Below are 21261 nucleotides of genomic sequence, written 5' to 3' on the forward strand. Positions count from 1 at the left end.
AATAAGTCGATAGGTCTCTGTCGCTACTGTGATTGGACACTGACACAGAGTCAACTAGCCTTGTTCGCGCGGTTCTTCGCGCGCGGAACCGAGGACGGTCCGAGCCACGAGGGGGGAGGCTCGGACCGTCCGTTGTGCGTAGCCGGGCGTCGGCCCGGCGACCGTAAGGCAGTTGCCGATGTCGTCACTCCGCCGACGCCTCCAGCGCGCGGAGCACATCTGCCACCAGGTCCTCGGGGTCCTCGGCGCCGACCGAGAAGCGAATGAAGCCCTCCGGCACGGCGTCCCCGCCCCAGCGCCCGCGCCGCTCGGCCGTCGACCGCACCCCGCCGAAGCTCGTCGCGTCGTCCACGAGCCGCAGGGCATCGAGGAAACGGTCGGCACGCGCGCGCGTGGGCAGCGTGAAGGAGACCACGCATCCATGGCGTCGCATCTGCTGCGAGGCGATCTTGTGCGAAGGGTCGTCGGGCAGGCCCGGGTAGCGCAGGCCGGTCACCTCGGGCCGCTTCCGCAGCGCCTCGGCGACGGTGAGAGCCGTCGCGCACTGGCGGTCGACGCGCAACTGGAGCGTGGCGATCGAACGGTGCGCGAGCCAGGCCTCCATGGGTCCCGGAATCGCGCCGATGATCTTGCGCCAGCGGCGTACGGCGGCCATGGCCTCGGCGTCGCGGCCCACGACGTAGCCGAGCAGGACGTCCCCGTGCCCGGTGAGCTGTTTGGTGCCGCTGGCCACGGCGAAGTCCGCGCCGAGTTCCAGCGGACGCTGTCCCAGTGGAGTGGCGAGGGTGTTGTCGACGGCGACGAGGGTGCCACGCGCGTGTGCCGCCTCGACGAGTCGGCGGATGTCGCACACGTCGAGCCCGGGGTTGGAGGGCGACTCGATCCACAGCAGCTTCGCACCGTCGAGGACGTCGAGCTGGGCGTCGCCGCCGGTGGGCGCCGTACGCACCTCGATGCCGTACGCCTCCAGCTGCTCGCGCACCATGGGCAGCACCTGGTAGCCGTCGCTGGGCAGGACGACCGTGTCCCCCGCCCGCAGCTGAGAGAAGACCACCGCTGAGATGGCGGCCATCCCGGAGGCGAAGGTGAGCGTCTCGACGCCCTCCTGCCCGGGTGCCTCCAGCTCGCCGATGGCCCGCTCCAGCAGGCTCCAGGTTGGGTTCTGGTCGCGTCCGTAGGTGTACGGGCCGTCGACGTCACCCGGCAGGTGGTAGTGGGCGGCGAACGCCGGTCCGGGCAGGTGCGGCTGGTTCTTGGCCGGCTCGGGCAGCCCGGCCCGCACCGCGCGGGTGCCGTCACCGCTGCTCGTCGACGGACCCGTACCGGAGTCGCTCATACCGCCTCCACCTCCACTTGCCGGCGTACTTCGGCGAGCAGACCCTCGCTCGCCGCTTCAACCATCTCAAGGCACTCCTCGAAGCCGTCCATGCCCCCGTAGTACGGATCCGGTACGTCGAGGTCGTCGCCGGCGGCCGGATCGTAGGAGCGGAGCAGCCGCACCTTCGCCGCGTCCTCCGCAGTGCGGGCGAGGCGGCGCAGGGCCTTGAGATGGCCGGTGTCGAGGGCGATGACGAGGTCCAGACGGGAGAACCACGACGGCTGGAACTGCCGTGCCGTATGGCTGCTGTCGTAGCCGTTCCTCTCCAGGACGGAGACGGTGCGCGGGTCGGCGCCGTCGCCCTCGTGCCAGCCGCCGGTGCCGGCGCTGTCGACCTCGACCAGGGCGTCGAGTCCCGCCTCCGCGATGCGGGCCCGGAAGACGGACTCCACCATCGGGGAGCGGCAGATGTTTCCGGTGCAGACGAAGCAGACGCGATAGCTCATCGCGTGCTCAGTCGTTGTCGGGCAGGACGACGTGCAGCGCCCAGGACACGATGGAGATGATCAGGCCGCCCAGGACCGCCGTCCAGAACCCCTCGACGTGGAAACTCAGGTCGAGCTTGTCGGCCAGCCACGAGGTGAGCAGCAGCATCAGTGCGTTGACCACGAGGGTGATCAGGCCCAGGGTCAGGATGAACAGGGGGAAGGTCAGCACCTTCACGATCGGCTTGACCAGGAAGTTCACCAAGCCGAAGATCAGCGCGACGACGATCAGGGTGCCGGCCTTCTTGCCCGTGCTGTCACCGGTCAGGGTGATCTTGTCGAGCAGCCATACGGCCACCGCCAGGGCACCCGCGTTGGCGATCGTCTTGACTACGAAATTCTTCATGTGTCTGATCGTGGCAGACGAGATCGGTCACGAGCACTGGGACGAGGGCGACTAGGGCGATGAAGGCATTCCGGCTGGACGAACTGGAGGCGGAACGGGCCGCCAACGAGGGTGCCTACCTGCAGTTTCTGCGTGAGCGGCACATGTCCGTCGGTCTGTATGCGCTCAATGCCGGCGAACATGATCCACAGAAGCCCCACAACCAGGACGAGGTCTACTTCGTCGTGAGCGGCCGTGCCTCGATCACCGTCGGTCTGGAGACCACCGAGGTCGCCCGCGGCAGCGTGGTGTACGTGCCGGCCGGCGTCGCCCACAAGTTCCACCACATCAGTGAGGACCTGCGGGTGCTCGTGGTGTTCTCTCCACCGGAGAGCTGACCCGCCGTCTCGGGGTTCCCTAGGGGATCAGTCAGGGGAGGACAAGGGATGCGAGGCCCCCGCCGGGGCCCCTGCCGGCCCTAGCATCGAGTGCAGGACATCAAGGGGCCCCTGCACAGCAGCCGGGCGGAGAGGTAAGGACGAGCGCAATGGGTGAGATCTTCGGCGGACTGCCGTGGTGGGTGAAGTGGATTGCGGTGCCGGTCATCGCCCTCGTCGTCTTCGGCGGGCTGATAGCCAGCGTCGTCGGCTTCGTCATCGGGCTGCTGTTCAAGGTGCTGGTCTTCGTGGCACTGGTCGGCGGACTGATCTACGTCGTGCGGAAGTTCATGTCGAGCTCCTCGTCGCGCAGCGACTGGTGAGGGCGCTGGGACACCGGTGATCGGTAACAGGAATCACCGGTTCCCTCGCGCGAGGGAAGTTTTCCGGACAGGACGCATCAAGGCGCCACCTGGCCATTAGAGTCCGGAATTCGACGCGGGGGCGACCCCGCGAGCGGCGTACACCCCCTCCCGTGTTCCCCACGGCACGGGCAGCCCCCTCGCGCTTCGGGAGTGACCCTTGGCCACGGTAGACACCGCACCCACGGACCCCCACGTACCCCCCACACCGGCCCCCGGACGCCGCATCAGGCCCCCCGAACAGCCGGGTCCCTCCACGCAGGAGCGCGTGACGGCACCACCCGCCTCCTCGCGCCTGACCGCGCCACCGGTGCAGCCGTCCCCGGAAACCGCTCCTCCGCAGCCGCAGTCCGCAACCCTCATCGGATCCGTCCAGCGCGCGATGCGCCTGCTGGAATGCGTCGCCGGGCACGAGCACGGAGCCCCCGCCAAACAGCTCGCCCGCGAGACCGGCCTGGCGCTCCCGACGGCGTACCACCTGTTGCGCACCCTCGTCCACGAGGGCTATCTGCGCCGGGACAAAGGCCTGTTCTTCCTCGGCGAAGCAGCGGTGCGACTGAGCAGCAGCGGAGCCCAGCAGAAACGTCGCAGCACGATCGTCGACGCACTCGCCGGCTGGCGGGACGCGATCGGTGTGCCCGTGTACTACGCCGTCTACCGGGACGGCGAGATCGAGGTCATGTGCGTCTCGGACACCCCGGGCAATCCGGCCGTCGAGGAGTGGGCCGACTTCCGTGAGACCGCGCACGCCCATGCGATCGGCCAGTGCCTGCTCTCCCAGCTGGACGACGCGGCCCGCCGCGACCACCTCGACCGCTACCCCGTGCAGTCCATCACCCCGTACACCGTGCGCGACAGCCACACCCTGCTGCGGCGGCTGGAGCGAACACGGCGGATGGAGCCGGTGACGGAGCGGCAGGAGTACGCGCTCGGGACGGTCTGCGCCGCGATTCCGATCACGGTGGGGACGACGGCCGCGACGATGGCCATTTCTCTGCCCTCCCATCAGGCCGACCGGCTGATGTCCGCGACCCGGCAACTGCAGAGCGAAATCGGAAGGCTGATGGGGTCACTCGCGATCTCTATCAGTATCTGAAAACTCACTCCTTGTGATCTGTCGTGTACGTTCAGCAAGATTCCACCAGTGTCAGGGGATCACTCCCAGCCGGTCGGCTTCACATGACGGGGTAGGCGATGCGCGAGTCCGTACAGGCAGAGGTCATGATGAGCTTTCTCGTGTCCGAGGAGCTCTCCTTCCGCATCCCGGTGGAGCTGCGCTACGAGAGCTGTGATCCCTATGCCGTGAGGCTGACCTTCCACCTGCCGGGTGATGCGCCGGTGACCTGGGCGTTCGGTCGTGAGCTGCTCATCGACGGGGTGTGCCGACCCTGCGGAGAAGGAGATGTACGCGTCTCGCCCGCCGAACCGGACTCCCTGGCAGAGGTGCTGATCCGGCTTCAGGTCGGCCGCGACCAGGCACTGTTCCGTGCGTCCACGGCGTCGCTCATCGCGTTCCTCGACCGCACCGACAAGCTGGTGCCACTCGGCCAGGAGGGCTCCCTCGCCGACTTCGACGCCCACCTCGACGAGGCTCTGGACCGCATCCTTGCGGAGGAGCAGAGCGCCGGCTGAGACGGGACGGCGGGGGATCGGCCGGAACGCTTCTGCGTGGGATGCGGAGGACGCAGTAACGCTTCTCCATGTCTCCGCGCCCCCGTGTGCGCGGCGGCCGGAGTCTGTGCCGCCCCGAGCGTCTGTTCACGCGTGCCCGAGTGGCCCGCGCCTCACCGCTTGCGCCGTCGGCCCCGCCCCGTGCGCGCCGCAGCAGGTGCTGCGCCCGCCGGGCCCGCAGTCTGCTCCGGTCCGGGACGGTCGGCCGCGACCACCAGTGCCGCGAGCAGCGTCGTGACCGGCACCGAGGCGACCAGGCCGATCGAGCCCACCAGCGTGCGCACGATCTCCTCCGCCACCAGTTCGCTGTTGGCGACCGTCCCCACACTGCTCTGCGCGATGGAGAAGAGCAGCAGCAGGGGCAGCGCGGCGCCCGCGTAGGCGAGGACGAGGGTGTTGACGACGGATGCGATGTGGTCGCGGCCGATGCGGATGCCCGCCCGGTACAGCCCCCGCCAGCCCATCGACGGATTCGCCTCGTGCAGCTCCCACACCGCCGAGGTCTGGGTGACCGTCACGTCGTCGAGGACACCGAGCGAGCCGATGATGACGCCGGCCAGCAGCAGGCCGCTCATGTCGATCGACGGGTACAGGCCATGGATCAGGCCGGTGTTGTCGTCCGTGTTGCCGGTCAGGGCGGCCCAGCCGATGAACTCGGAGCCGAGCAGGCCGATCAGGACGAGCGAGAGCAGCGTGCCCAGCACCGCCACGGAGGTACGGGCCGACAGGCCATGGCACATGTAGAGCGCGATCAGCATGATGGCGCTCGATCCGATCACCGCCACGAGCAGTGGGTCCGAGCCCTGCAGGATCGCGGGCAGGATGAAGAAGGTCAGCACCATGAAGCTGACGGCCAGCGCGATCAGGGCCATCAGACCGCGCATCCGGCCCACCACCACGACGGCGAGCGCGAAGATGCCGGCCAGCAGCGCCATGGGGAAGCGGCGGTTCACATCGGCGACCGAGTACTGCAGGTCCTTCGGCGCGGAGGGCTCGTAGGCGGCGACGACCTTCTCGCCCTCGTGCAGTTGCCGTGACTGGTCCGGCTGCACGATCTCGGTGAACGTACGGCCCTTGTCCTTGCCGGTGTCGACGCGGATCGTCGCCTTCTTGCAGGTGCCTTTCGCCTGCTGCTGTGCGGAGGAGCCCTCTGCGCTGGAGGTGTCCCCCGTCGGGGTCTCGCCCGAGGCGTTCACCGACTTGCAGCTCACGCTCACGACCTTGGTGACCGTCGCCTGCTGGGTCTGCCGGTCGAAGCCCACACCGCTGCGCTGGTGCGGCGGGGCGCCACCGGGCCACAGGACCACGAGCCCGACTGCCACGGCCGCGGTGAACGGGATGAGGATGGCGGCGATGACCTTGCGCAGGTGCTTGGAGACGGGGGCCGCAGGACCGTGGCTGTGCGAGTGACCGTGCCCGCCACCGGAACCATGGCCGTGCCCGCGCCCGTGCCCGCCACCGGCCTCGTGACCGTGCCCGGCGCCGGCCCCCGGCCCGTGGTGGTGCCCGGCCCCGGAACCATGGCCGCTGCCGTCTCCGGAGCGGTGGCCGCGGGGCGGCTCCGGAGGGGGGTAGGGGGGCTGATGCGTCGTGGTCACCGCCAGATCATCGCAAGAACGACAGGGGCCCTCTGTTCAGCGCGCCCGAATTGACGCTAGCGTGGAGGCACCTTTGCACACGCGGGAGCTCGGAGCACCGGGCTGAGAGGGCGCTGACCTCCGTCCCAGCGATGTTTCACGTGGAACATCACCGAAGTCGAGTGATGTTCCCCACGAAACGTCGACAGACGGAAACCGCTGCGTCGACCGCCGAACCTGTTACCGGGTAATGCCGGCGTAGGGAGTAGGTCTCATGACCAACAAGGACGCACGCACGCCTGCCTCCAGCCAGGACGAACAGCCCATTCAGGGCGAATCGTCCCAGGAGGCCGGGAAGTCCATCGGCTGGCACAAGGCGTATGTCGAGGGCTCTCGCCCCGATCTGCGGGTGCCGGTTCGTCAGGTGCATCTCACCAACGGGCAGTCGGTCACGCTGTACGACACGTCGGGCCCGTACACCGATCCGCTCATCGACACCGATGTGCGCAGGGGGCTCGCCCCGCTGCGCGAGAACTGGATCATCGCGCGCGGTGACACCGAGGAGTACGCGGGCCGTCCCGCCCGTCCCGAGGACGACGGGATCAAGCACACCTCTCCACGAGGCGGTCTGCGCAACCTCGACGCGGTCTTCCCGGGTCGGCCGCGTCAGCCGCGCCGCAGTCGCGACGGCAAGGCGGTCACGCAGCTCGCGTACGCCCGCCGTGGGGAGATCACGCCGGAGATGGAGTACGTGGCCATTCGGGAGAACGTCTCGCCCGAGGTGGTCCGCCAGGAGATCGAGGCGGGCCGCGCGGTACTGCCGGCCAACGTCAATCACCCGGAGATCGAGCCGATGATCATCGGCAAGCGGTTCCTGGTGAAGGTCAACGCCAACATCGGCAACTCCGCGGTGACGTCCTCCATCGAGGAGGAGGTCGAGAAGATGACCTGGGCGACCCGCTGGGGCGCCGACACGGTCATGGACCTGTCCACCGGCCGCAACATCCACACCACGCGTGAGTGGGTGCTGCGCAACTCCCCCGTCCCCATCGGCACGGTGCCGCTCTATCAGGCCCTGGAGAAGGTGGACGGCCGCGCCGAGGAGCTCACCTGGGAGATCTACAAGGACACCGTCATCGAGCAGGCCGAGCAGGGCGTGGACTACATGACGGTCCACGCGGGCGTCCGTCTGCCGTACGTCCCGCTCACCGCGAACCGCAAGACCGGCATCGTCTCGCGCGGTGGCTCCATCATGGCCGCGTGGTGCCTTGCACACCACAAGGAGTCGTTCCTGTACGAGAACTTCGAGGAACTCTGCGAGATCCTCGCCGCCTACGACGTCACGTACTCGCTGGGCGACGGCCTCAGGCCGGGGTCGATCGCGGACGCCAACGACGAGGCGCAGTTCGCGGAGTTGCGCACGCTCGGGGAACTCAACCGGATCGCCAAGCGTTTCAACGTACAGACCATGATCGAGGGCCCGGGACACGTCCCGATGCACAAGATCAAGGAGAACATCGACCTTCAGCAGGAGATCTGCGATGAAGCTCCGTTCTATACGCTCGGCCCGCTGACCACGGACGTCGCGCCGGCGTACGACCACATCACCTCCGGCATAGGTGCCGCGATGATCGCCTGGTGGGGCACGGCCATGCTCTGCTACGTCACGCCCAAGGAACACCTGGGGCTGCCCAACCGTGACGACGTCAAGACCGGTGTCATCACCTACAAGATCGCCGCCCATGCAGCCGACCTCGCCAAGGGGCATCCCGGGGCGCAGGAATGGGACGACGCGCTGTCCGACGCCCGCTTCGAGTTCCGCTGGGAGGACCAGTTCAACCTCGCCCTGGACCCCGACACGGCACGGGAGTTCCACGACGAGACCCTTCCGGCGGAGCCGGCCAAGACCGCCCACTTCTGCTCGATGTGCGGGCCGAAGTTCTGCTCGATGAAGATCTCCCAAGACATCCGCCGCGAACACGGCGGGAGCCGAGCGGAGATCGAGCAGGGCATGGCCGAGAAGTCGAAGGAGTTCGCGGCCGCGGGCAACAGGGTGTACCTGCCGATCGCGGACTGACGTATCCCGGGGTGAGTCGCTTCCCCGACGTGGAGGACGGTCCCGCTCTTCGGCGTGAGGTGCCGTAAGGCGGAGCCGTCGGCGGGATCGGTGTTCGGCTTGCGCTCCCCCTGCGGGCCCTGACGGGCCTTTCCGATGCGGGGGGCGCAAGCCGACGGTTACTCCGGCTGGTGTTCCGGGCCTCCGAAGTCCGGGCTGGTGTAGTCCGGGCTGGTGAAGCTCGGCCGCGCGCCGGGGATCGAGCCGTCGTCCGGGCTGCTGAAGCCCGGGCGGTCGTAGCCGAGGTGGGGCATGCGGCTGGTCGACGTCGGCGGAGTGGCGGTGTGCAGCGCCGCGGCGGTGCCGGGGTCGGCGAGTGCCTCCCTGAGAAACGGCAGGATGCCGCGCTCCAGGAGTGCTTCGCGCCAGGCTTCCCTGGCCAGGGCCACTTCCTCGCTCAGTTCGCCGTACGGTCCGGACTCGAGCGAGGGCTGGTTGCGCAGGGCGGTGAGCAGCAGCCCGACAGCGGCGACGAGGATCGCGGCCGCGGTCATGGCACCGAACACCCAGCCGGCCGTGATCATGGTCTTGCCGAACACCTGTTTGGGTTCCAGCGACTTGATGATGTACCCGACGAGCAGGAAGATCACCGCGGCCGTTCCGGCGAGAACGGGGGTGAGGACGGCGGCGACGGCGACGGCGCCCGCGCCGGCCGGCTCGGCGGCCTCGCCGAGGGTGGTGGCGAGCCCCACCGCCGCCGCGCCCGGCTCCGCAGAGCCGGATTCACGGGTGGACGGCGGGGTGGACGGCGCCGGCTGGCGCAGTTCCTCGCGAACCTTCACGTAGTGCTGGTACTCGGCCGCCGCTGCCACCGTGATGAGTGCGGTGGCGTTGAGCGCCATCGTGCGCAGCTGTTCGGGGTTGAGCCGCTTGCCGACAGCGGCCAGTTCCGGGCGGTTTGGGGCGGAGCGCAGCGCCTCATCGAGGACCCGCTCGTACTCCTGGCGGTCCTCGCTCAGCAGGTGCTGCGGAACGCTGTTCATGTGCATCCCCCGATGCTCCGTAGGGCTTGGGGCTCGCATGCCAACGAGCCGTCGGGCAGAAACGGAGGGGAGCCTGCTACGGATAAGCCGATGGTAGAGCGGCGACGGCACACGGTGACAGGGGGTTTGAAGAAATTGGGCCCTGGCCTGCGCCGTTTATCGCGATTCCTCCATGGGGGACGCCTGCCCTGTGAACGTTCAGATATCCAGCGGCAGTTGCTGGACCAGCAGCTTTCCGGCCATGGTCACTCCGCCGTCCATCGCGATGGCGAGTCCCTCGGCGTAGACGTGCGGTCCTTCGACCACGGGCCCCGCGCTGTCCTCGCCCTCCTCGGAGCCGACCTCGCCCAGCAGATACGGAATGGGGCTGTGACCGTGAACAATCCGTGTGCCGCCGTACGTATCCAGCAGGGAGCGTACGGCGTCTGCACCGCCCTCGTCGCGAAAGGAGAACCGCTTGGTGAACTTGCGGAACAGATCCCAGCATTCGTCGGCGTCGTTGCGCGTGAGCGTTTCGCGGACGGTGTCGTTGACCGCCTCGATCGAGTCGCCGTAGTCGAGGTAGGCGGTGGTGTCCGAGTGGACGAGCAGATAGCCGTCGACCTCCTCGACGGCGTCGAGGCGGGCCATCCACTGCAGGTGGTGGTCCTGGAGGCGGTCCATGTCGGTCTTCTGGCCGCCGTTGAGCAACCAGGCCGCCTGGAAGGTGGCGGTGCCCGCACCGGAGTTGACGGGGGTGTCGCCGAACCGCTTGGCGCCCAGCAGCAGCAGCTCGTGGTTGCCCATGAGGGCCTTGCAGTAGCCGCCGGCCGCGGCCGCCTCCGCGGACAGCCGCATCACGAGGTCGATGACGCCGATGCCGTCCGGGCCGCGGTCGGTGAAGTCGCCGAGGAACCACAGCCGGGACGTGCCCGCGCACCAGTTGCCCGCGGCGTCGACGAGGCCCTGCTCCTGGAGCGCGGCCACCAACTCGTCGAGGTAGCCGTGCACATCACCGACGACGTACAGCGGGCCCGCGCCGTCCGTCTGCTGCGGGATGGGGAGGGACGCGGGGTCGACGGGCACCTGAAGCGTGTCACCGCGGTTGATGACCGGCAGGTCGCGCTGTGTCGGGGTGTACCCCTCCGGGTGGTCGGCCGGCTCCTCGACGGGTCTGGCGACATCGCCGGGGTATGTGCTGTGGCCGTACGGACCGGTCTCGTGGACATACGCCGGTACCCGGAAGTCGCGCAACGTCGCCGTCCGCTCCGTCTCGGGTCCCTGACCGGCCCCCTGAGTCATCAGACCCCTCCACCATCGCGCCGCATCTGCACCGCTTCGGACTGCCTGGTCGCAGCGGCCCGCGGTGTCGTGGGCCCATCATAGGAATGCCGATCGCGCCATGTGATGACCCAGGGGTGGTGAATCGGAGGAAGAGTCCAGTTCACCGCGGCTTTCGCCCCGATTGGGCAGGGCTTCGACCGCCTGCTGACGGCCCTCGTTCTACTCCTCTTCGGGCGACCGCGGCGCGCTGACGGTCGTACGCGGCGGACGTCGCTGGGACGAGGTACGCACGATCAGCTCCGTCGGTATCACCTGCTCGACCGGTTGGTCCGATTCGACCCCCTCGATCGCGTCGATGAGGAGCTGTACCACGGCCGTGCCGATGCGGCGCGGCTTCAGTGAGAGTGTGGTGATGGGCGGTTCGGTGTTGGCGTACACGGTGGATTCGCTGCAGCAGACCAGAAGCAGGTCGTCCGGCACCCGCAGGCCGTAGCGGCGGGCCGCGGCGAGCAGGTCGGTGCCGTTCGGGTCGAACAGGCCGTAGACGGCGTCGGGCCGGTCGGGCCGGGCGAGCAGCCGGTCGGCGGCGACGGCGCCCGCGCACGGGTCGTGCGCCGGGTAGGCCTCGTACACCGGGTCCTGTCCGACGCGTTCGCACCAGCGCAGATACGCCGTGGTCGACAGGTGGGTGTACGTGTCGGTCGAGGTTCCCGTCAGCAGTCCGATGCGGCGTGCGCCGGCGTCGGCCAGGTGGTCGAGGATGCCGAGTACGGCGGCCTCGTGGTCGTTGTCGACCCAGGCGGTGACCGGGAGCGAGCCGGCGGGGCGGCCGTCGGAGACGACGGGCAGGCCCTGCCGGACCAGTTCGCTGACCACCGGGTCCTGGTCGGAGGGGTCGATGACGACCGTGCCGTCGAGCGCGACGTTCGACCACACGTCGTGGCGGGAGGTCGCGGGCAGGATGACCAGGGCGTAACCGCGGGCGAGCGCGGCCGAGGTGGCGGCGCGCGCCATCTCGGCGAAGTAGGCGAACTCGGTGAAGGTGAAAGGTTCATCCCCGTACGTCGTCACGGTCAGGCCGATGAGGCCCGACTTGCCGGTACGGAGGGTTCGGGCCGCTGCCGACGGGCGATAACCCAGCCGGTCGGCGACCTCTCGGACATGACGCCGGGTGGCGTCCGGGAGCCGGCCCTTGCCGTTGAGGGCGTCGGAGACGGTCGTGATGGAGACTCCGGCGGCGGCGGCAACGTCTCTGATGCCCGCACGGCCCGGCCGGCTGCCTCGGCGTGAGGTTTCCGCGCGGCTCACCTGGTGCTTCCCTGCTGCTGTCATGGCGAGCCGATAGTAGGGCTCATGGAGTGGGGTAGGGCGGACGCATATGCACGCGTTGACAGGCACGTTTCTGCAAGGTCATATACCGTCAACTACCTTTGAAACAAAGTCAGTTGAACGATCCAATGGAACTACGTGACTTGTCGGCGCGCATGGGCCTGCCAAGTACCCGATGTTTCGAAGAGGTCTCAACTCACCTTGATGGGCGATGCGCGCCAGGGCGCGAGCCACCGGCGCATAGATATATGTGGCCGCGCCCCCCGGTTCGTCTGCCTACGGGGCGTGATGCCCCTGATGTGCATGTGACGGATGAGGTCTGTCCTCAGCTGTACGCAGCGGCGCCGAATCCTCATAAGGTGAGCAGTATTGGAAGCCGGTGGTCATGAGGAGGACTGCGGTGAGCGAGACGAGCCCCAAGCTGCGCGCCGAGCTGGAGGGTATCCCCACCTACAAGCCGGGCAAGCCTGCCGCGGCCGGCGGTCCGGTGGCCTACAAGCTGTCCTCCAACGAGAACCCGTATCCGCCGCTGCCCGGTGTGATGGAGACGGTGACGGCCGCGGTCTCGTCCTTCAACCGCTACCCCGACATGGCCTGCACCGGCCTGATGAGCGAGCTGTCGGACCGCTTCGGCGTCCCGCTCTCCCACCTGGCCACCGGCACGGGTTCGGTCGGTGTCGCCCAGCAGCTCATCCAGGCGACCAGCGGCCCCGGTGACGAGGTCATCTACGCCTGGCGGTCCTTCGAGGCGTACCCGATCATCACGCAGATCAGCGGCGCGACCTCGGTGCAGGTGCCGCTGACCCCGGGCGATGTGCACGACCTGGACGCGATGGCGGACGCGATCACCGACCGGACGCGCCTCATCTTCGTCTGCAACCCCAACAACCCGACCGGCACGGTGGTACGGCGCGCCGAGCTGGAGCGGTTCCTCGACCGGGTGCCCGGCGATGTACTGGTCGTGCTGGACGAGGCGTACCGCGAGTTCATCCGCGACACCGAGGTGCCGGACGGCGTGGAGCTGTACCGCGAGCGACCGAACGTCTGCGTGCTGCGGACGTTCTCCAAGGCGTACGGCCTCGCGGGCCTGCGTGTCGGTTTCGCGATCGCCCATGAGCCGGTGGCGGCTGCGCTGCGCAAGACGGCGGTGCCGTTCGGGGTGAGCCAGCTTGCGCAGGAGGCGGCCATTGCCTCGCTCCGCGCCGAGGACGAACTGCTCGGCCGGGTCGGCTCGCTGGTCTGTGAGCGCAACCGCGTGGTCGACGGGCTGCGTGCCCAGGGCTGGACCGTGCCCGAGACCCAGGCCAACTTCGTGTGGCTGCGGCTGGGGGAGAGCACGGTCGCGTTCGCGGCGGCGTGCGAGCAGCACGGCGTGGTGGTCCGGCCGTTCCCGGGCGAGGGTGTGCGGGTGACGGTCGGGGAGACCGAGGCGAACGACATCTTCCTGAAGGTGGCGGAAGGGTTCCGCAAGGAGCTCTGAGCCGGCGTTACTCGTCCACGAGTTCCACGCGCACCGGGTCGCCGTCGCGGACCGTGGCGAGGAGTGCGGGGTCGCCGTCGAGGCGGCCCAGGACGTTGCACGGGCTCGCGAGGCGGCACTCGTCGTTTCGCGAGATCGGGGTGGGCCCATAGGGGAGGGCAAGGGCGTCGCCGTCGGTCCAGAAGGCGACCGTGCCCGGGTCCACGACCTGCCTGGCCGATGTTTCACGTGGAACCGAGACGCCCGTGTCGAAGTAGACCTCCTCGCCCCAGGTACGGGCAGTGGAGGCGAGCGGCAGTGCCTCGGTGAGGGCCTGCGTGGTCGGGGTGTCGTCGAGGGTTGCGGTGAGGTGGCCGGCGGGCCACGAGATCCTTATCTGCACGGCAGGTAATTCAACAAGATGTTGAACTTGCTGCCAAGGGGTTGACGTGACGCAGAAGACAGCACCCCCCTGCTGATCGGCGAAAACGGGTGCGTCATAATTGCTTGTGAATGTGAACGCTTTCACAAGCGGTAAGGAGCGGCGACGTGGACCTGGCTTTGGCGCCGGAGACCCTGGCGCGATGGCAGTTCGGCATCACGACCGTCTACCACTTCCTGTTCGTCCCCCTGACGATCTCGCTGGCCGCTCTCACAGCCGGCCTGCAGACCGCCTGGGTGCGCACGGAGAAGGAGAAGTACCTCAGGGCGACGAAGTTCTGGGGCAAGCTTTTCCTGATCAACATCGCGATGGGTGTGGTCACCGGCATCGTGCAGGAGTTCCAGTTCGGCATGAACTGGTCCGACTACTCGCGCTTCGTCGGTGACGTCTTCGGCGCCCCGCTGGCCTTCGAGGCCCTGATCGCGTTCTTCTTCGAGTCGACCTTCATCGGTCTGTGGATCTTCGGCTGGGACAAGCTGCCCAAGCGGATCCATCTGGCCTGCATCTGGATGGTCTCGATCGGCACGATCCTGTCGGCGTACTTCATCCTCGCGGCCAACTCCTGGATGCAGCACCCCGTCGGCTACCGGATCAACAAGGCGAAGGGGCGTGCCGAGCTCACCGACTTCTGGCATGTGCTGACCCAGAACACCGCCCTCGCCCAGGCGTTCCACACGCTCTCCGCGTCCTTCCTGACCGGCGGCGCGTTCATGGTCGGCATCGCCGCCTTCCACCTGTTCCGCAAGAAGCACATCCGGGTGATGAAGACTTCGCTGCGGCTGGGTCTGGTCACCGTCGTGATCGCCGGTCTGCTCACCGCGATCAGCGGTGACACCCTCGGCAAGGTCATGTTCAAGCAGCAGCCGATGAAGATGGCCGCCGCCGAGGCGCTGTGGGACGGCCAGAGGTCCGCGCCGTTCTCGATCTTCGCGTACGGCGACGTCAGCAAGGGTCACAACACCGTCGAACTGTCGGTTCCCGGCCTGCTGTCGTTCCTCGCCGACGACAACTTCCATTCGTACGTCCCCGGCATCAACGACACCAACAAGGCCGAGCAGGAGAAGTACGGTCCCGGTGACTACCGGCCCATCATCCCGGTCACCTTCTGGGCGTTCCGCTGGATGATCGGCTTCGGCATGGCGTCCTTCGCCATCGGCCTGGCCGGACTCTGGCTGACCCGTAAGAAGTTCATGCTGCCGCAGCATCTGAGGGTCGGCGACGACGAGGTGCCGCATCTGGTCCTCTTCAGGAACAAGGCACTGAGCCCCAAGCTCAGCAGGCTGTACTGGCTGGTGGCGATCTGGACCCTGGGCTTCCCGCTGATCGCCAACTCCTGGGGCTGGATCTTCACCGAGATGGGCCGCCAGCCCTGGGTCGTCTACGGCGTCCTGCAGACCCGGCACGCGGTCTCCCCCGGCGTCTCCCAGGCCGAGGTCCTCACCTCGATGATCGTCTTCACCACGCTCTACGCCATCCTCGCCGTCGTCGAGGTCAGGCTGCTGGTGAAGTACGTCAAGGCAGGCCCGCCCGAGCTCACCGAGGCCGACCTCAACCCGCCCACGAAGATCGGCGGCGACCACCGTGACGCCGACAAGCCGATGGCCTTCTCGTACTAGGCCGAGGGAGATCGAGTCATGGAACTTCACGACGTCTGGTTCGTCCTGATCGCCGTCCTGTGGACCGGCTACTTCTTCCTGGAGGGCTTCGACTTCGGGGTCGGCATCCTCACCAAGCTGCTGGCCCGGAACCGGCCCGAGAAGCGGGTGCTGATCAACACGATCGGTCCCGTGTGGGACGGCAACGAGGTCTGGCTCCTCTCGGCCGGCGGTGCGACCTTCGCCGCCTTCCCCGATTGGTACGCCACGCTCTTCTCCGGCTTCTACCTGCCGTTGCTGATCATTCTGGTCAGCCTGATCGTGCGCGGTGTCGCCTTCGAGTACCGGGCGAAGCGGCCCGAGGAGAACTGGCAGCGCAACTGGGAGACCGCGATCTTCTGGACCTCGCTGATCCCGGCGTTCTTGTGGGGCGTCGCCTTCGGCAACATCGTGCAGGGCGTGAAGATCGACAAGAACTTCGAGTACGTCGGCACCGTGTGGGATCTGCTCAACCCCTACGCGCTGCTCGGTGGGCTCGTGACCCTCACGCTGTTCACCTTCCACGGGGCCGTGTTCACGGCGCTCAAGACGGTCGGGGACATCCGGGAGAGGGCACGGAAGCTGGCGACGGTGGTCGGTCTCGTCACCGCCGTGGTGGCGCTGATCTTCCTGCTGTGGACGCAGGTCGACAGCGGTGACGGCAAAAGCCTGGTCGCGCTCGTCGTGGCCGTGGCTGCGCTGGTCGCCGCCCTGGTGGCGAACCGGGCCGGGCGTGAAGGCTGGTCGTTCGCGCTGTCCGGGATCACGATCGTGGCCGCCGTGGCGATGCTCTTTCTGTCGCTCTTCCCGAACGTCATGCCGTCGTCGCTCAATGGAGACTGGAGCCTCACGGTCACCAACGCCTCGTCGAGCCCCTACACCCTGAAGATCATGACCTGGTGCGCGGCGATCGCCACGCCGATCGTCCTGCTCTACCAGGGGTGGACCTACTGGGTGTTCCGCAAGCGGATCGGTACGCAGCACATCGCTGACGCCGTGCACTGAGTCCGAGGTGGGGCATGTTTCACGTGAAACATGCCCCTTGAGGAAGAGGGTGTGTTTCACGTGAAACCCATCGACCCGCGGCTGCTCCGCTACGCCCGTGCCACCCGCCTCTTCATGGTGGCGGTCGTCGGCCTGGGCGTGGCCGGTGCGGCGCTGGTCATCGCTCAGGCGATGCTCATCGCCGAGGTGGTGGTGGGTGCCTTCCAGCACAGGATGTCGGTGGGCGAACTCTGCACTCCCCTGCTGCTGTTGGCGGCCGTCGCCGGTGGTCGTGCGCTGGTCTCGTGGCTCACCGAGCTCGCGGCGCACCGGGCGAGCGCGGCGGTGAAGTCGGAGCTTCGGGGCCGACTGCTGGAGCGTGCTGTCGAGCTGGGGCCGGGATGGCTGAGCGGGCAGCGGACCGGGTCTCTCGTTGCCCTCGCCACCCGTGGGGTCGACGCCCTCGACGACTATTTCTCGCGTTATCTGCCGCAGCTGGGTCTCGCGGTGGTCGTGCCGGTGGCGGTGCTGGCCCGGATCGTCACCGAGGACTGGGTCTCGGCGGCGATCATCGTGGGGACCCTGCCGCTCATCCCGGTCTTCATGGTCCTGATCGGCTGGGCCACACAGTCTCGGATGGACCGTCAGTGGCGACTGCTGTCCCGGCTGTCCGGACACTTCCTGGATGTCGTCGCGGGGCTTCCGACGCTGAAGGTGTTCGGGCGGGCCAAGGCGCAGGCCGAGTCGATCAAGCGCATCACCGGCGAGTACCGGCAGGCGACCATGCGGACGCTTCGCATCGCCTTCATCTCGTCCTTTGCGCTGGAGCTGCTCTCCACGCTGTCGGTCGCGCTGGTCGCCGTCACAATCGGCATGCGGCTCGTGCACGGCGAGATGGACCTGTACATCGGCCTCGTCATCCTCGTCCTCGCGCCCGAGGCCTATCTGCCCTTGCGGCAGGTCGGGGCGCAGTACCACGCGGCGGCGGAGGGGCTTGCGGCGGCCGAGGAGATCTTCGCGGTCCTGGAGACGCCTGTTCCGGCAGCGGGCAGGGGGCCCGTGCCGACGGGTGGTGTCGCCTTCGAGGGGGTGACGGTCCGGTATCCCGGCAGGTCCGAGGATGCCGTGTCGGATGTGTCCTTCGCCGTCGAGCCCGGGGAGACCGTCGCGCTCGTCGGCCCGAGCGGCGCCGGCAAGTCGACGCTGCTGAACGCCCTGCTGGGGTTCGTGCGGCCGGCCGAGGGGCGGGTGCGGATCGGGGGAGCCGACCTCGCCGAGGTCGATCTCCAGCAGTGGCGGTCGAGGATCGCCTGGGTGCCGCAACGGCCGCATCTGTTCGCCGGGACGATCGCCGAGAACGTACGGCTGGCCCGGCCCGACGCCGCCGACACCGCCGTGCGCAAAGCGTTGGGCGATGCCGGGGCGCTGGAGTTCGTGGACGCGCTGCCGGGGGGCGCCGAGACCGTGCTCGGGGAGGACGGGGCCGGGTTGTCCGCCGGGCAGCGGCAGCGGCTCGCGCTGGCCCGCGCATTCCTCGCGGACCGGCCCGTACTGCTGCTCGACGAGCCGACCGCGGCCCTGGACGGCGCCACCGAGGCCGAGGTCGTGGAGGCGGTACGGCGGCTGGCGGTGGGGCGGACGGTGCTGCTGGTGGTGCACCGGCCGGCGCTGCTGAGGGTGGCGGAGCGGGTGGTACGGCTGGGAACGGCGGACGCGGCAGCGCCGCTGGAGCGACCTGTGTCCCCCGCCGCTTCCGTGCAGTCCGCAGCTGGGCCGTCCGAGGTCCGCCCCGTCGAGGCCGCCGCTCCGGAGGAGATCGGGACAGGCGGTCTCACGACGGGCAGGCACGCTGTCCTCGCCCGCGTCCGGGCCATGTCCGGACCCCGGCGCAGTCGTCTGGCCCTTGCCCTGCTGCTCGGGAGCCTTGCGCTCGGCAGCGCCGTCGGGCTCATGGCCACCTCCGGGTGGCTGATCTCGCGGGCCTCGCAGCAGCCGCCCGTGCTGTACCTGATGGTGGCCGTGACCGCGACGCGGGCCTTCGGCATCGGGCGGGCCGTCTTCCGGTACGCCGAGCGGCTCGTGTCGCACGACGCGGTGCTGCGGATGCTCGCCGACACGCGGGTCGCCGTCTACCGGCGGCTGGAGCGACTGGCACCCGCCGGGCTGCGCCGCACCCGCCGGGGCGACCTGCTCTCGCGGCTCGTCGCCGACGTGGACGCCCTGCAGGACTACTGGCTGCGCTGGTTGCTGCCCGCAGGATCCGCGGCGATCGTGTCCGCCGCCTCCGTCGGCTTCAGCACCTGGCTGCTGCCCGAGGCCGGCCTCGCGCTCGCCGTCGGGCTGGTGGCAGCCGGGGCCGGGGTCCCGCTGGTCACCGGTGCCGTGGCGCGCCGCGCCGAACGCAGGCTGGCCCCTGCGCGAGGGGTGCTCGCAACGCGCGTGACGGATCTGCTCACCGGCACCGCGGAGTTGACCGTCGCCGGCGCCCTGCCGGCTCGTACCGCCGAGGCACGGTGCGCCGACGGCACGCTCACCCGGATCGCCTCGCGTGCCGCCACCGCCACCGCGCTCGGCGACGGACTCACCGCGCTGCTCTCCGGGCTGACGGTCGCCGCCACCGCCCTCGTGGGTGCCCAGGCGGTCGCCGACGGACGGCTGAGCGGCGTGGCGATGGCCGTCGTCGTCCTCACCCCGCTGGCCGCCTTCGAAGCGGTCCTCGGGCTGCCGCTCGCCGTGCAGTACCGGCAACGGGTGCGCAGAAGCGCGGAGCGCGTGTACGAGGTCCTGGACGCGCCCGAACCGGTACGGGAGCCGGAGCAGCCCCGGCAGGCCCCCACGTCCCCCTTCCCGGTCGTCCTGAAGGGTCTGACCGCCCGGTACGAAGGCCAGGATCGGGATGCGCTCGACGGGCTCGACCTCACCCTCCACCAGGGACGCCGGATCGCCGTGGTCGGGCCGTCCGGCTCCGGCAAGACGACGCTGGCGCAGGTGCTGCTGCGCTTCCTGGACCCGGACGCGGGCTCGTACACGCTGGCAGGCGTGGACGCCCGGGCGCTCGACGGTGACGACGTACGACGGCTCGTCGGGCTGTGTGCCCAGGACGCGCACCTCTTCGACAGCTCGGTACGCGAGAACCTGCTGCTGGCGAAGAAGGACGCCACCGAGGGCGAGCTGCGCGACGCGCTGGCCCGGGCCCGGCTGCTGGACTGGGCCGACAGCCTGCCCGAGGGGCTCGACACACTGGTCGGTGAGCACGGGGCCCGGCTGTCGGGCGGACAGCGGCAGCGCCTCGCGCTGGCCCGCGCACTCCTCGCCGACTTCCCGGTTCTCGTGCTCGACGAACCCGCCGAACACCTCGACCTCCCGACGGCCGACGCTCTCACCGCCGACCTGCTGGCCGCCACCGAGGGCCGCACGACGCTGCTGATCACGCATCGGCTGGCCGGTCTGGACGCGGTCGACGAGGTCGTCGTACTGGACGAAGGACGGGTGGCGCAGCGCGGGACGTACGCCGAACTGGCCACCGTGGCGGGGCCGTTGCGGGCGATGCTGCAACGGGAGGCGGAGACGGAGTCGCTCGCCGGAGCGACGTCGTAGCACGAGCCCAGCGCTCACGGTGCGGCGGGCGCCGTACCGACCGTGTCCCGGGCCGTTCGTACTGAGCCATCCGGGGTGCTGTTTTCCCCCAGGCGTAGGACTTGAACATGACCGGTCCCTGCCGGTCGGGTCACGATCGCTGACATGCGCTCATTCCGCCGTCGTCCGCTGCTCCTTCCGGCCCTGTTGTGTGTGCTCGTCATGCTTGTGGCCCGGCCCACGGAGGCGATGGGCGTGGGTGACGGGGATGAGCTCGGCGGCGGCATCAGCGCCCAGGTCGAGCAGCTCTACGAGGATGCGGCACTGGCCACGCAGCAGTACGAGGCGGGTCGCCAGGAGGCCGACGTGCGGCGGGCGCAGGCCGAGCAGGCCCAGGCGCTGCTGGACGGCGAACGGCAGGAGATCGCCCGCCTGCACGAGGACCTCGGCCGGATGGCGCGCGCCCAGTACCGCACCGGCGGCGGTCTCCCGGTGGCCGCGCAGCTGATCCTCGCGGACAGTCCGGACGCGCTGATGCGCGGTCAGCACGTCCTGGTGCAGGCGCATCTGGCCCTGGCCGGGTCGGTCGCCAGGAGCCGCCGGGCCGAGGCACGCTTCGCCGCCGACGAGGCCAAGGCCAAGGCGGCATGGCAGGCGCTGGAGCAACGGAACATCGAGCTCGCCGCCGTGAAGGACACCATCGAACGGAAACTCGAGCAGGCGCGCGGGCAGTTGCAGGGGCAGGCAGCGGCTTCCGTCGCGGCCGGCAGCTGCCGCGGCTCCGTCCGGCTCCACCAGCCGACGACGAAGTCCACGAAGCCATGGGTCGCGCCCGTGGAGACGTACGTACTGTCCGCCGGGTTCGGCAGCGGTGGCGACCGGTGGGTGAACCGGCACACCGGCCAGGACTTCGCGGTACCGATCGGCACGCCGGTGCGGGCGGTCGGCGCGGGACGCGTGGTGAGCGTGTCGTGCGGAGGCGCCTTCGGCATCGAGATCGTGATCCAGCACCCGGGCGGCTACTACACGCAGTACGCCCATCTCGCCGCCGTCGCCGTCGACCAGGGTGAGCGGGTGGACACCGGGCAGTGGATCGGCCAGTCGGGCACCACCGGCAACTCCACCGGCCCGCATCTGCATTTCGAGGTGCGCGTCACCCCGGAGATGGGCTCCGCGGTGGACCCGGTGCCATGGCTCGCGGCACGAGGCGTCCGCCTCACATGACCAGTACGGGCAAGGG

The 21261-nt window shown here is 69.1% G+C and carries 18 protein-coding genes; 10 read left to right on the forward strand and 8 right to left on the reverse strand.

The features are described from left to right. Window positions 1–184 precede the first annotated feature (184 nt). Genes ABD355_RS26760 through ABD355_RS26770 form a run of 3 tightly spaced genes read right to left on the reverse strand, consistent with a single transcriptional unit; the run spans window position 185 to window position 2209 of the window. The gene (locus tag ABD355_RS26760) at window positions 185–1336 is read right to left on the reverse strand and encodes a cystathionine gamma-lyase (protein ID WP_344403220.1); all 1152 of its coding nucleotides are present in this window, start codon (window positions 1334–1336) and stop codon (window positions 185–187) included. After that, window positions 1333–1824 carry a low molecular weight protein-tyrosine-phosphatase gene (locus ABD355_RS26765; protein WP_344403222.1) on the reverse strand — a complete coding sequence of 164 codons (492 nt, stop codon included), beginning with the start codon at window positions 1822–1824 and terminating at the stop codon, window positions 1333–1335. Before ABD355_RS26765 ends, ABD355_RS26760 begins: the two co-directional genes overlap by 4 nt. Window positions 1825–1831: 7 nt before the next feature. Continuing rightward, complete coding sequence (locus ABD355_RS26770; protein ID WP_344403223.1) at window positions 1832–2209, reverse strand: phage holin family protein; 378 nt, start codon at window positions 2207–2209, stop codon at window positions 1832–1834. Window positions 2210–2268: 59 nt separating this feature from the next. On the opposite strand from ABD355_RS26770, the gene ABD355_RS26775 reads away from it, so the two are divergent. The 4 genes from ABD355_RS26775 to ABD355_RS26790 all read left to right on the forward strand — a co-directional run bounded on the left by ABD355_RS26775 (window position 2269) and on the right by ABD355_RS26790 (window position 4619). Continuing rightward, complete coding sequence (locus ABD355_RS26775; protein WP_099930040.1) at window positions 2269–2586, forward strand: cupin domain-containing protein; 318 nt, start codon at window positions 2269–2271, stop codon at window positions 2584–2586. 149 nt (window positions 2587–2735) lie between these two features. Further along, the gene (locus ABD355_RS26780) at window positions 2736–2948 is read left to right on the forward strand and encodes a DUF5326 family protein (protein WP_344403224.1); all 213 of its coding nucleotides are present in this window, start codon (window positions 2736–2738) and stop codon (window positions 2946–2948) included. Between the two features lie 307 nt (window positions 2949–3255). Beyond that, on the forward strand, window positions 3256–4083 hold the full coding sequence (locus tag ABD355_RS26785) for an IclR family transcriptional regulator (protein ID WP_425585789.1): 828 nt from the start codon (window positions 3256–3258) through the stop codon (window positions 4081–4083). 98 nt (window positions 4084–4181) lie between these two features. Beyond that, window positions 4182–4619, forward strand: coding sequence for an SsgA family sporulation/cell division regulator (locus tag ABD355_RS26790; protein ID WP_266957524.1), 438 nt, complete (start codon window positions 4182–4184; stop codon window positions 4617–4619). Between the two features lie 152 nt (window positions 4620–4771). Here ABD355_RS26790 and ABD355_RS26795 read toward each other — a convergent pair whose 3' ends face one another. Then, entirely contained in the window at window positions 4772–6256 is a 1485-nt protein-coding gene (locus ABD355_RS26795) for a YibE/F family protein (RefSeq protein WP_344403226.1), read from the reverse strand. A 253-nt stretch (window positions 6257–6509) separates the two neighbouring features. Between ABD355_RS26795 and thiC the strand changes: the two genes are divergently transcribed. Beyond that, on the forward strand, window positions 6510–8312 hold the full coding sequence (thiC, locus tag ABD355_RS26800; protein ID WP_344403227.1) for a phosphomethylpyrimidine synthase ThiC: 1803 nt from the start codon (window positions 6510–6512) through the stop codon (window positions 8310–8312). Between the two features lie 158 nt (window positions 8313–8470). On the opposite strand, the gene ABD355_RS26805 is transcribed toward thiC, so the two are convergent. The 3 genes from ABD355_RS26805 to ABD355_RS26815 form a co-directional block, all read right to left on the reverse strand. Next, window positions 8471–9340 (reverse strand): hypothetical protein, encoded by an 870-nt coding sequence (locus tag ABD355_RS26805; protein ID WP_344403228.1) that lies wholly within the window; start codon window positions 9338–9340, stop codon window positions 8471–8473. A gap of 192 nt (window positions 9341–9532) precedes the next feature. Next, on the reverse strand, window positions 9533–10615 hold the full coding sequence (locus tag ABD355_RS26810; protein ID WP_344403229.1) for a metallophosphoesterase: 1083 nt from the start codon (window positions 10613–10615) through the stop codon (window positions 9533–9535). 201 nt (window positions 10616–10816) lie between these two features. Continuing rightward, window positions 10817–11929, reverse strand: coding sequence for a LacI family DNA-binding transcriptional regulator (locus ABD355_RS26815; RefSeq protein WP_030938801.1), 1113 nt, complete (start codon window positions 11927–11929; stop codon window positions 10817–10819). A gap of 397 nt (window positions 11930–12326) precedes the next feature. Between ABD355_RS26815 and hisC the strand changes: the two genes are divergently transcribed. Next, window positions 12327–13406, forward strand: coding sequence for a histidinol-phosphate transaminase (gene hisC / locus ABD355_RS26820; protein ID WP_344403230.1), 1080 nt, complete (start codon window positions 12327–12329; stop codon window positions 13404–13406). A 7-nt stretch (window positions 13407–13413) separates the two neighbouring features. Here the strand turns inward: hisC and ABD355_RS26825 are convergent, their stop codons facing one another. Next, window positions 13414–13788 carry a cyclophilin-like fold protein gene (locus tag ABD355_RS26825; protein ID WP_344403231.1) on the reverse strand — a complete coding sequence of 125 codons (375 nt, stop codon included), beginning with the start codon at window positions 13786–13788 and terminating at the stop codon, window positions 13414–13416. A 146-nt stretch (window positions 13789–13934) separates the two neighbouring features. On the opposite strand from ABD355_RS26825, the gene ABD355_RS26830 reads away from it, so the two are divergent. The 4 genes from ABD355_RS26830 to ABD355_RS26845 all read left to right on the forward strand — a co-directional run bounded on the left by ABD355_RS26830 (window position 13935) and on the right by ABD355_RS26845 (window position 21245). Further along, window positions 13935–15443: a cytochrome ubiquinol oxidase subunit I gene (locus ABD355_RS26830; RefSeq protein ID WP_344403232.1), complete on the forward strand. Its 1509-nt coding sequence runs from the start codon at window positions 13935–13937 to the stop codon at window positions 15441–15443. Between the two features lie 18 nt (window positions 15444–15461). Continuing rightward, window positions 15462–16466: a cytochrome d ubiquinol oxidase subunit II gene (gene cydB / locus ABD355_RS26835; RefSeq protein ID WP_344403233.1), complete on the forward strand. Its 1005-nt coding sequence runs from the start codon at window positions 15462–15464 to the stop codon at window positions 16464–16466. A gap of 60 nt (window positions 16467–16526) precedes the next feature. After that, window positions 16527–20042, forward strand: coding sequence for a thiol reductant ABC exporter subunit CydD (gene cydD / locus ABD355_RS26840; RefSeq protein WP_344403235.1), 3516 nt, complete (start codon window positions 16527–16529; stop codon window positions 20040–20042). Between the two features lie 144 nt (window positions 20043–20186). After that, complete coding sequence (locus tag ABD355_RS26845; RefSeq protein ID WP_344403236.1) at window positions 20187–21245, forward strand: M23 family metallopeptidase; 1059 nt, start codon at window positions 20187–20189, stop codon at window positions 21243–21245. Window positions 21246–21261: the final 16 nt, after the last annotated feature.

Source organism: Streptomyces longisporus (assembly GCF_039532765.1).
In the GTDB taxonomy this organism is placed as follows: Bacteria; Actinomycetota; Actinomycetes; order Streptomycetales; family Streptomycetaceae; genus Streptomyces; species Streptomyces longisporus.